The sequence below is a fragment of the Nonomuraea sp. NPDC052265 genome (genome assembly GCF_044547985.1).
GTDB lineage: Bacteria > Actinomycetota > Actinomycetes > Streptosporangiales > Streptosporangiaceae > Nonomuraea.
Genome location: NZ_JBIUBJ010000053.1, coordinates 1 through 10322, shown reverse-complemented (window position 1 = coordinate 10322; position 10322 = coordinate 1). Strand labels below are relative to the sequence as shown.

The 10322-nt window shown below is 74.7% G+C and carries 8 protein-coding genes; 4 read left to right on the top strand and 4 right to left on the bottom strand.

Annotated elements, in window-relative coordinates; genetic code table 11:
* Positions 1 to 177: 177 nt before the first annotated feature.
* Positions 178 to 4332, top strand: coding sequence for a trypsin-like peptidase domain-containing protein (locus ACIHAD_RS48565; RefSeq protein ID WP_397361696.1), 4155 nt, complete (start codon positions 178 to 180; stop codon positions 4330 to 4332).
* A 3-nt stretch (positions 4333 to 4335) separates the two neighbouring features.
* Here the strand turns inward: ACIHAD_RS48565 and ACIHAD_RS48560 are convergent, their stop codons facing one another.
* The gene (locus ACIHAD_RS48560; RefSeq protein ID WP_397361695.1) at positions 4336 to 5166 is read right to left on the bottom strand and encodes an SAM-dependent methyltransferase; all 831 of its coding nucleotides are present in this window, start codon (positions 5164 to 5166) and stop codon (positions 4336 to 4338) included.
* A 130-nt stretch (positions 5167 to 5296) separates the two neighbouring features.
* Here ACIHAD_RS48560 and ACIHAD_RS48555 point away from each other — a divergent pair, with 130 nt between their 5' ends.
* The 3 genes from ACIHAD_RS48555 to ACIHAD_RS48545 all read left to right on the top strand — a co-directional run bounded on the left by ACIHAD_RS48555 (position 5297) and on the right by ACIHAD_RS48545 (position 7969).
* Positions 5297 to 5947: a nitroreductase family protein gene (locus ACIHAD_RS48555; RefSeq protein WP_397361694.1), complete on the top strand. Its 651-nt coding sequence runs from the start codon at positions 5297 to 5299 to the stop codon at positions 5945 to 5947.
* 35 nt (positions 5948 to 5982) lie between these two features.
* Positions 5983 to 6993 carry an Rrf2 family transcriptional regulator gene (locus tag ACIHAD_RS48550; RefSeq protein ID WP_397361693.1) on the top strand — a complete coding sequence of 337 codons (1011 nt, stop codon included), beginning with the start codon at positions 5983 to 5985 and terminating at the stop codon, positions 6991 to 6993.
* A 226-nt stretch (positions 6994 to 7219) separates the two neighbouring features.
* The gene (locus ACIHAD_RS48545; RefSeq protein ID WP_397361692.1) at positions 7220 to 7969 is read left to right on the top strand and encodes a GNAT family N-acetyltransferase; all 750 of its coding nucleotides are present in this window, start codon (positions 7220 to 7222) and stop codon (positions 7967 to 7969) included.
* Positions 7970 to 7994: 25 nt separating this feature from the next.
* Here ACIHAD_RS48545 and ACIHAD_RS48540 read toward each other — a convergent pair whose 3' ends face one another.
* The 3 genes from ACIHAD_RS48540 to ACIHAD_RS48530 all read right to left on the bottom strand — a co-directional run bounded on the left by ACIHAD_RS48540 (position 7995) and on the right by ACIHAD_RS48530 (position 10068).
* Positions 7995 to 9035, bottom strand: coding sequence for a DUF5685 family protein (locus ACIHAD_RS48540; protein WP_397361697.1), 1041 nt, complete (start codon positions 9033 to 9035; stop codon positions 7995 to 7997).
* A gap of 70 nt (positions 9036 to 9105) precedes the next feature.
* Positions 9106 to 9534: a hypothetical protein gene (locus ACIHAD_RS48535; protein ID WP_397361691.1), complete on the bottom strand. Its 429-nt coding sequence runs from the start codon at positions 9532 to 9534 to the stop codon at positions 9106 to 9108.
* Between the two features lie 3 nt (positions 9535 to 9537).
* Positions 9538 to 10068 carry a hypothetical protein gene (locus ACIHAD_RS48530; RefSeq protein ID WP_397361690.1) on the bottom strand — a complete coding sequence of 177 codons (531 nt, stop codon included), beginning with the start codon at positions 10066 to 10068 and terminating at the stop codon, positions 9538 to 9540.
* Positions 10069 to 10322 lie beyond the last annotated feature (254 nt).

The window sequence follows — 10322 nt, the reverse complement described above, 5'->3', positions numbered from 1 at the left end:
CGCGGCCCCGCTGTCGGTCAAGAAGTAATCCACACACACGCGCGTCTGCGAGGAAGGGCGTTCCCCGATCAGGGGGAACGCCCTTCTCGCATGTCAAGGAACGGCAAACGCCGCCCCCGCCCAGCCGCCATACTGGCTCACCGGACGACCGGAGTGACGAGGCGGTGACGATACGTGATGGATCGAGGGCCCGACGAGGCGCTGAACCTCGCCGTCCTGCGCGTCCTCGGCCCGGAGGGGGCCGTGGCGGGGGCGGGCTTCCTGATCGCGCCGGACAGGGCCCTGACCTGCGCGCACGTCGTCTCCGGCGCTCTGGGCCGTCCGGAGGGGCCGCCGCCGCCCGGCGCCTGGGTCACCGTCGAGCTGCCCTTCGCCGACGACCCGGCGCCCGTGCGCGCCCGCGTCGAGCACTGGGTCCAGACGGCCGACGACGGCTCGGGCGACATCGCCGTCCTGCGCCTGGACGCCGCGCCCCCGGGCGGACGTCCGCTGCGCATGGCCGAGCCGCGCAGCCTGTGGGGCCACCGGGTCGTCGTGGCCGGGTTCCCGCACGGCCTGCGCGGCGGCGGCTGGCACACCGGCCGGCTGCTCGGCGGCACCCAGCAGGGCTGGCTCCAGTGCGCCCCCGACGACCCCAGCGGCGTGCCGATCGAGAGCGGCTTCAGCGGCAGCCCCGTCTGGGACGTCGAGCTCGGCGACGTCGTCGGCATGGTCGTCGCGGCCCAGCCCGGCGGCCCCCGCCAGGCGTTCGTGATCCCCACCCGGTCGCTCACCCGCGCCGTCCCCGCCCTGGCCGCGACCGTACGGCCGGCCTCGCCGTTCCGCGGGCTGTCGGCCTTCCGCGAGGGCGACGCCGCGGTCTTCTTCGGCCGCGACGCCGAGACCGCCAGGATCCAGCGCCTCCTGCGCGCCCACCCCGAGGTGACGCTCACCGGACCGTCCGGCTGCGGCAAGTCGTCGCTGGCGCTGGCCGGGGTCGTGCCCGCGATGCGCCGCGAGGGTTGCCAGATCGTCGTCCTGCGGCCCTCGGCCGTGCGTTCCTGGCCGGACGCCCTCGCCGCCGAGCTGTCCGCCCTGTCGCACCCCGGCCTGGCCGGGGCCGAGGCGCTGGCCAGGGCCGACGCGCTGCGCGAGCCGCTGAGGAACGGCAGGCTGCCCGACGTCGTCGCCCAGGTGCTGCGCGACACCGGCGCCACCGGGCTGCTGATCGTCGTCGACCAGGCGGAGGAACTGCTGGTCGGCGTGGAGGAGCAGGCGGACGAGGCGGCCGAGGTCCTGGCCGCGGCCCGCGCGTGCGCGGCCGTCCGGGTGCTGTTCACGCTGCGGGCCGACTTCCTGCCCGCCGCCCTGTCCCACCCCGCCCTCGGCGGCGCGCTCGGCCGCGAGACCTACGGGCTCACCCCCATGACCCGCGACCAGCTCCGGGAGGTCGTCGAGGCGCCGCTGGACGCCGTCCCCGCCGTGACGTACGACCCCGGCCTGGTCGACCGCATCCTGGGCGACGCCGGCACCGCGCCCGGCGCCCTGCCGCTGGTCGGTTTCCTGCTCGACCGCCTCTGGCACGAGCAGCAGGGCGGCCGCATCAGCCACACCTCCTACGAGGCGTGCCGCGGCGTGCGCGGAGCCCTGGGCGCGCAGGCCGAGCAGATCTGGGCGGCGTGCGTGCCCGAGCAGGACACCGCCGCCGGCGAGGAGCTGCTGTCCCGGCTCGTCCGGGTCGCCGCCGGCGCGCACGCGCCGCTGCGCAGGCGGGTCGCCCGCGAGGAGGCGGGGGAGGAGCGCTGGCGGCCGGCCGGCCGCCTGGCGGCCGGGCGGCTGCTCGTCATGGACACCGGCGAGGACGGCCGCCAGACCGTGGAGCTGGCCCACGAGGCGCTGATCGCCGAATGGCCCCGGCTGGCCGGGATCGTGGCGGCGGACCTGAAGTTCCTGGAATGGCGCGACCTGCTCCACCAGGACATGCGCCGCTGGCGGCAGGCCGGGCAGGCCCCCGACCGGCTGCCGGGGCCGCCCGAGCTGGCCGCCGCCGCCCGCTGGCTCGCCGAGCGGCCCGCCGACCTGACCGAGGACGAGCACGACTACCTGCGCCAGGGCCGCCGCCGTCAGCGCGGGCGCACGCTGCGCCGCAGGGGCGCGATCGGCGGCGCGGGAGTGGCGCTGCTGACCGTCGTCTCGCTGGTCGCCTGGACGCTCTACCAGGGCCGGATCGGCGCCCAGCGCGCCGCCGAGTCCCGCTCCCGCGCCCTGGCGGGCGCCTCGGCCGACCTGGCCGGACGCGACCCCGAGCTGTCGTCGCTGCTCGCGGTCGGCGCCTACCGCTCGGCCCCGACCCAGGAGGCCAGGACCCAGCTCCTGCAACGCTACGTCGAGCACCGCTACACCAAGGGCGTGGCCACGGGCGCGCTGGGCTCGCTCGCCGCCGCCGACGCCAGCGACGACGCCCGCGTCCTGCTGGCCACGACCACCTCCGCCTCCGGACGGGCCACGCTGTTCACCCGCGGCCCCGACGGCCGCTACCGGCCCACCCACCTGCCCGATCGGGGCGGTACCAGCCACCCCGCCGTCTCCGCCGACGGCGGCCTCATCGCCTACGCCCTCGAAGACGGCGGCATGGTCTGGCACCGCGTCGATCCGGGCGACGGGGAGCTGCTGGACCAGGGGCACGTCCTGGAACGCCAGGACCGGCAGGCCCTGGCCGACGAGCCCGGCGCCGACATCAGGGCCGACGGCGAGGACGGCTGGATCGCGACCGCCGGCCCGAAGAAGCTCGTCCTGCAGTCGCTCGGCACCGCCGGCACGGCCCGCACCTGGGTGTACGACCTGCCCGCCGACCTCGTCCGCTTCGGCCCCGACGCCACCACCCTGGTCGTCCGGGAGAAGGGCGTGGCCAAGGTCTACGAGAGCAAGGGCAGCCCGGTGTGGCGGCAGCTCACCATCCGCACCCTCGGTCCGGCCGACGGCCTGGCCGTCTCCGGCGACGGCGCCACCGCCGTGACCTGCCGGACCAGCGACGACGGCCGCGCCGCCACGTACGCGGGGTACGCGGTCCGCGACGGCGGGCGGCTGGGTGGCTTCAGCGCCGGACGCCCGTGCGGCGCCTTCGTCGTCGACCGCGAGGGGCGGCGGGTGGCCGCGCAGGGCGCCTCCGGCTGGGAACTGGTCGACCTGGCCGGGGGCGTCACCCTGTCGCGCACCTGGATCGACGCCCAGACCGACGCGGCGCCGGTCGCGCTGGTGGGCGCCCCGGGCGCACAGGAGCTGCTCACCAGGTCGCCCGAGACCATGGTGCTGACCGCGCTGCGCGACGGCGAGCAGCGCGTCGGCAACCCGGCGCTGCTCCAGGGCGGTCAGCGGATGGTCGCCCAGGTCGACGGCGGCGCCCGGCTGCGCCTCATGGAGACCGGCGAGCCGCAGCGCACCCTGGCCGACGTCCCCCGTGCGAAGAGCCCGAAGGGCCTGAACGCCTACGGCGACCCCGTCGCGGACGCCTCCGGACGCTACCTCGCCGACGCCGTCGCCCCCGCCAGGGTCGCCGTCCGCGCGCTGCCCTCGCTCACCCCCGTCACCGAGGTCGCCACCGCCCGGCCGCCGCGGGGCGCGCACCTGACGTACTTCTTCAAGGACGGCGACCTGTTCACCTTCGCCGGCCGCCGCCTGGAGCGATGGGAGCCCGGCACCGGCCGCCGCAAGAGCGCCTTCGACGTCGCCGGCCCCGGCTCGGTCGTGACGGAGGTGCAGGTCAGCCCGTGGAGCGCCGATCATCTGATGATCGCCGTACAGGGCGCCGACTATCTGCGCACGATCGACCTGCGCACCGGCGAGGAGGTCAAGGACCGGCGGCTGACCGTGGGCTCGGACGCCGTCAGCGGGTTCGTCTTCGACCACGCGGGAACCCACCTGCTGCTGTTCCGCAACGGCATGCTGCCCGAGGTCTGGCTCACCCACCCGCTCAGGAAGGTGCTCGGCCCGTTGCGTTCGGCGGGCGAGAACATCCGCGGCGGCGAGCGCATGACCTCGATGATGCCGGAGAACGCGGGCCGGCTGTTCCTGTTCGACGAGCGGCAGATCCGCGTCTTCGGGCTCGGCGAGTCCGAGGTGTCCTACCAGGAGGGCTACGCCTTCCGCCAGGTCCAGGACTTCCTGGAGATCTCGCCCGACGGCTCGCTGCTGCTGCGGCTCAAGGGCGGCGACAGCGTCTCGGGCTACTCCACCGACCTGCTCCGGCTGGACGTGGAGACCTGGCGGCGGCGGCTGTGCGAGGTGTTCGGCCGCTCCTTCACCGCCGGCGACCGGCAGCAGGTGCCGATCGCCCTGCCGGACGCCGTCTGCTGACGGTCACGGCTTGCGCCCGACCCCGCCCAGGAAGGTGTGGTACGTGATCCCCAGGGCCGGCCGGTACCCCGGCTCGGGACGCCACTCGGCCAGCGGCGTCAGGCCGGGCTCCAGCAGCTCCAGTCCGTCGAAGAAGCCGAGGATCTCCTCGCGGGTGCGCCACCGCCCGGTGCCCATGGTGTCGTTGAACAGCCGCTCGGCCTCGAACGCCTGTCGCGACACCTCCGGGTGCTCCTCCATCGGGTTGTGGAAGTGGGAGACGGCGACGTGGCTGCCGGGCGCCAGCCGCGCGATCAGGCGCGCGGCGATGCCGGCCGGGTCCTCCTCGTCCGCCAGGTGGTGCAGAATCCCGAACAGCAGCAGGCCGACCGGCTCGTCGAGGTCGAGGAGCTGCCTGGTCTCGGGGTGGTCGAGGATGTCGTCCGGCCGGCGGATGTCGGCCTCGATGACGGTGGTGCCGTCGTCCACGGCGAGCAGCGCCCGGCCGTGGACCAGCACGATCGGGTCGTGGTCGACGTAGACGACCCGGCAGCCCGGCGCGGCCGCCTGGGCGATCTCGTGCACGTTGCCCTGCGTGGGCAGGCCCGACCCGATGTCCAGGAACTGGCGGATGCCCACCTCGACGGCCAGGTCGCGGACGACGCGCGCCAGGAAGTCCCGGTTCGACCGGGCCGCCTGCGGGGCGTCCGGGGCGATCCCGAGGGCCATCTGGGCCACCTCGCGGTCGATCTCGAAGTTGTCCTTGCCGCCGAGCATGTAGTCGTAGACACGGGCGACGCTGGGCTTGGTCGTGTCCACGCCCGGGGGAGGCGTTCCCTGCTCGTCGTCGGCCACGGTGGCTCCTTCGGTTGCGTCGGGCGAGTCCGGCTGGCGTGATCATACGTCCGGGAACGCCGGAAATCAGGCCCAGGCCGGGCCGTACGGGCTACGGGATTCCCGGGGCCCGCGTTGACATGATGGGCCCATGACGATCGAACCACTGGCCCCGGACGCGCTGCTCACCACCACCCGCAGCGTGCGCAGGCGCCTCGACCTGTCCCGCCCGGTCCCGACGGAGCTGGTCCGCGAGAGCCTGGAGGTCGCGCTCCAGGCGCCCAGCGGCGGCAACCGCCAGGGATGGCACTGGATCGTGGTCACCGACCCCGAGCGGCGCAAGGTGATCGGCGACTACTACCTGCGGTCGTGGAACGCCTACTACGCCTCCGGCGGCTCGGCCCGGTCGATGTTCAGGGACGACCCGGCGCGGGTGGCGGCCCAGGAACGCGTCAGCGGCAGCGCCGCCTACCTGGCCGAGCACATGGGCGACGTCCCGGTGCTGGTGATCGGCGCGATCGAGCTTCCCGGCGGACGCCTGCCCGAGGGCAACCAGGCCGGGCTGTGGGGCTCGCTGCTGCCCGCCGCGTGGAGCTACATGCTCGCCGCCCGCGCCCGCGGCCTCGGCAGCGCGTGGACCACCCTGCACCTGGAGTACGAGAGCGAGATCGCCGAGCTGCTCGGCATCCCGGCCGAGGTGCGCCAGGGCGTGCTGCTGCCCACCGCGTACTTCACGGGGGAGACCTTCAGGCCGGCCGCGCGGCAGCCGCTGGACGAGGTCCTGCATCTCGACCGCTGGTGACCCGGCGACCTCCCGGAGGCGCCTAACGTGAAGACATGCGCCTGACCGCCTTCACCGACATCTCCCTGCGCATCGTCATGCGCCTGGCCGTCGCGCGGGAGGAGGAGCTGCTGACCACCCGCGCGGTCTCCGGCATGCTCGCGGTCCCGTACACGCACGCGGCCAAGGCGGTGGCCCGGCTGAGCGAGCTGGGCGTGGTGGAGGCCAGGCGCGGGCGGGGCGGCGGGCTGCAGCTCACCGCGCAGGGGCGGGCGGCGTCCGTGGGGGCCCTGGCCGGCTCGATCGCCGCCTTCGCCGGCGCGCTGATCGCCATGGAGGCCCGCATCTACGCCGAGGCCGGCGCCCGCGAGGGCGGCACCTGGCGGCAATGGCGGGTGGCCGAACGCCGGGCGGAGACCGCCGACGCGGTCTTGCTGGTGCTGGCCCCGCTGGACGGCGAGCCCGTGCCGCCCGCCCTGCCCGGCCAGTACGTCAGCGTCCGCGTCCGGATGCCCGACGGCGTCCACCAGCTCCGCCAGTACACGCTGTCCGGCGCCGGCGCCGACGGCCTGCGCCGCATCACCGTCAAGCGGGACGGTGAGGTGTCGGCGCTGCTGCACGACACCGTCCGGCCCGGCGACGAGCTGACCCTGTCGGCGCCCTTCGGCGAGGTCACCCTGGCCGCGGGCCGGGCGCCGCTGGTGTTCGTCTCGGCGGGCATCGGCTGCACCCCGATCGTCGCGATGCTGGAGCACCTGGCCGCGTCCGCCGACGACCGTGCCGTCCTGGTCCTGCACGCCGACCGCTCCCGGGAGGGCCACGCCCTGCGCGCGGACATGGAACGCCTGGCCGGCGACAGGAGCGTCTTCTGGTACGAGGAGGGCGAGGGCCCCCGCACCGGCCGCATGGACCTGACCGGCGTGCGGATCCCCGAGGGCGCGGTCGTCTACATGTGCGGCCCGCTGGCTTTCATGCGCGAGGCCCGCGCCCAGCTCATCGAGGCCGGGGTCGCGCCCCGCGACATCCACTACGAGGTTTTCGGCCCCGACCTCTGGCTGGCCGCCTGACCCTGCTCGACGCCGTTCGCGGCGATCACCCCGCGGTACCAGTGGGCGCTGTCCTTCCAGGTGCGCGGCTGGTCGAAGCGTTTCGCAACCTAGGGTCCGAGTCGGGGGGATGTCGATGACCTTGGGGGCGATGTCCGGAAAGCGGTTACGGATGGGGTAAACCGGTTGTCCGGCGGTGGGCGCGGCCCTACCTTGTGACGGTCGTACACAACCGAGAGGACTTCACTTGCTGGGCGCCCACGTGCACGCGTACCTCCGAGCGGCGGCCGGGACCCGGGCGCACCGGGCCGGGCCGTTCCTGATCCGCTTCGACGAGCACGACGACGCGTTCCCGTTCAACTACGCCATCCCCGACGACGACCTCGCGCCCACCGGCGAGGAGGTGGCCGCGCTGGTCGCCGCCTTCCGCGAGCGGGGCAGGACGCCCCGGCTGGAGTACGTGCCGCAGGTCGCGCCCGAGGTGGAGCAGGCCCTGCTGGCCGCCGGGTTCGCCGTCGAGGGCCGGTTCCCGCTGCTGGTGTGCCCGGCCGGATCGCTGGTCGAGGCGCCCGCCGACGCCGCCGTACGGCTCGCCCTCGTCACCGACGAGCCGGAGTTGTGGCAGGTCGCGCGGGTGATGAACGCGGCCTTCGACGCGCCCGAGGCCAACGAGCACGACGTCGCGCGGCTGCGTGGCGTGCTCGGCCGCGGCGGCCTGGTGGCCGCGGCCATCGACGCCGGCACCGGCGAGGCCGTCGGCGCCGGCCAGCTCGGCGGCCCCCAGGAGGGCGTCGCCGAGATCGCCGGCATCGCCGTGCGTGACACGCACCGGCGGCGCGGGATCGGGGGAGCCGTCACCGCCCTGCTGACCAGGGCCGGCGTCGAGGCCGGGATCACCATGCCGTTCCTCACCCCGGGTGACGACGCGGCGGGCCGCGTCTACGCCCGCGTCGGCTACCACAAGGCGGGCGAGGTCCTCCACATCTCGGCCCTCTGACCCTCTCGACGGCGCCCCGGCCGCCTCAGCTCCCGCAGTCGCAGCAGCCGCCGCAGTCGGGGCAGTCGCAGCCGCTGCAGTTGTCCAGGTAGCAGCGCTCGTAGCAGGGCCTTCCCGCCTTCTTGCTCCACCTCGGCCGCCAGATCCCGCAGGTCAGGAACGTCGCCACGCCCGCCACCGACCTGCGGAGCCGGCCGGGCCGCCGGTAGGAGGCCGCGCCGAACGCGCGCTCGACCGCCCGCCGCACCTCGGCGCCGAGCAACTGTTCCACCAGGTGCCGCCGCTCCAGCTCCAGGTCGGCCAGCGCGAGGACGAGCCCGTGCGCGGCGTCGTCGCAGAGCCGCCGCGCCTGCTCGCGGCCGGTGCCGGTGGCGGTCAGCGGGTTGAACGCGCCGCGCTCGTCGTCGGCCGCCCGGTCCTCGACGGCGTCGAGGAGGTGCGCGATCCGGCCGAAGAACCTGCCCGCCTCGGCCAGCGCCTCCACGTTGCCCGGCCGTCCGGCCAGCACCGCCGTGTGGGCGAAGGCCGCCGCCACCGCCTCCTCCGCGGGCGCCGTGAGGTCGAGCACCTCCATCGGGGCGGTGAGGGCCCGGCGCTCGCGTTCGAGCTGCCGCTCGACCGTCGCCGACAACACGGCGGTGTCGAAGCCGACGCCGGAGGCCAACTTGGCGCCGCCCGCCTCCCAGCGGGCCGCGAGCAGACGGCGGGCCGGAGCCGTGCCCGGGGCGGCGTCGCGGTCGGCCACCTGGTCGCGCAGCTTGCCCGCGGCCAGGACGAGCGACACGCCCGCCGCCAGCCTGGCCCCCCGCGCGCGGGCGTCCACCACGTCGGCGGACCGGAACCCGCGCAGCGCGCACGGCCCGGCCGTCCGGTGCGGCACGGCGGCCGGAAGCTGGGCCTCGGTGAGCACCGAGAGGATCAGCGTGTCGTAGTTGGTGGTCAGCCGGGCGGCGTGCCCCTGCCCGTCGCGCAGTGTCAGGCAGAGCCCGCACAGGTGCGCCCGCCACGCCGTACGCACCGCCGCGCACCCGTGCTCACCGCATGGACGGATGATCCCGAACAACACATACCTCACAAGATCCTGAAAACGCTGGAGGAATCGTACGAGTGATCGCCCGCTCCGGGGAGCGGCGGGTTCAGTCGCGGGGACGCCGCACCCGTCCGGCCGCCACCGTCAGCACGGTCAGCCCGGCCAGCGTGAGCAGCGCGGTGAACAGCCACTCGTCCGAGCCCTCCGGCCCGTAGACGCGGGTCTCGCGGCCCGTGTCCACGGCCGGGGCGGACTGTCCGGCCGCCAGGGTGCCGCGGTCGCTGCCGTACAGCTCGACGTCGTGCCGCCGGATCCGTCCGTCGCCGGAGGCGAAGTCCCCGGCCCAGACGCACGACTCGTGCCCTGGATGCGACACGCACCGCAGCTCCCGGGCGGTGAACGCGCCGCTCACCCCGTCGGCGCGGGCGGCCCGTACGACGGGGCCGAACTCGGGTACGGACACGAACAGCAGCAGCAGTCCCAGAACGGCCAGCGCCACCGTGAACCCGCCCGGACGTCGTCTGGTGACCGTCATGACCTAGTGCGCCACCGCGCAGGTGCAGACGGCCCCGCCGGGCTCGGAGGCGCGGCGGTGGAGCACCATCGCCACCACCATCGGGGCGAAGACGACCGCGTTGTAGAAAAGGTGCAGCTCCATCCGGGGCAGGAAGATCTGCAGGACGCTGGTCGGGACCGGCCGGCCCAGCAGGTAGAGCCCGCTGATCTTCTGCACGAGCAGCAGCAGGTGCTCCATGTGGTGCCAGACCTGGATGCCCAGGGAGATGTTCCACCACGTGCGCGACCGGCCGGCGAAGCCCCTGCGCAGCATGACGAGGCCCACGAGCATGAGCAGCGCGTACCCGTAGTGCATCCACTCCGAGGTCACCAGCCACGGGAACGGCAGGCCGAGCACCCCCCGCGCCTCGCTCAGCGGCCACCCCCAGACATAGACCTGCACGGCCTGGACCAGGTGCTCGGCCCAGTGGCCCACCACGATCACCATGAAGACCGTGAGTGCCGCCTTGTGGTGGCGTCCGTTGAGCGTGGACGCGCTGATCGTCGTCGCCATTCCTCACCTCGTGTCTGTCGCGCTGACGCTGGACAGAACGATCTCGGACGGCACTGGGAACGGGCTTGCATCCCCTTGCAAGTGGCTGGTGGCCGACGGGCGGACGGCGACGGAAGGACCGCCCCGCCCCCTGAGGCCGGCCGCTTGCGGGAGTACGCCCAGGTCATGAGGGGAATGCACGGGGCTTGCCTGTCGTTTGCACAGGCATACCCCGTGCGTTTTGGCTGTGGTTGAGGCTGTTTGCCGGGGGTTTA

What these genes read in the sequence shown, in the direction of transcription:
- ACIHAD_RS48565 (WP_397361696.1), top strand. Translation starts at nt 178, where the DNA reads ATGGATCGAGGGCCCGACGAGGCGCTGAACCTCGCCGTCCTGCGCGTC.
- ACIHAD_RS48555 (WP_397361694.1), top strand. Translation starts at nt 5,297, where the DNA reads ATGACGATCGAACCACTGGCCCCGGACGCGCTGCTCACCACCACCCGC.
- ACIHAD_RS48550 (WP_397361693.1), top strand. Translation starts at nt 5,983, where the DNA reads ATGCGCCTGACCGCCTTCACCGACATCTCCCTGCGCATCGTCATGCGC.
- ACIHAD_RS48535 (WP_397361691.1), bottom strand. Translation starts at nt 9,534, where the DNA reads ATGACGGTCACCAGACGACGTCCGGGCGGGTTCACGGTGGCGCTGGCC.
- ACIHAD_RS48530 (WP_397361690.1), bottom strand. Translation starts at nt 10,068, where the DNA reads ATGGCGACGACGATCAGCGCGTCCACGCTCAACGGACGCCACCACAAG.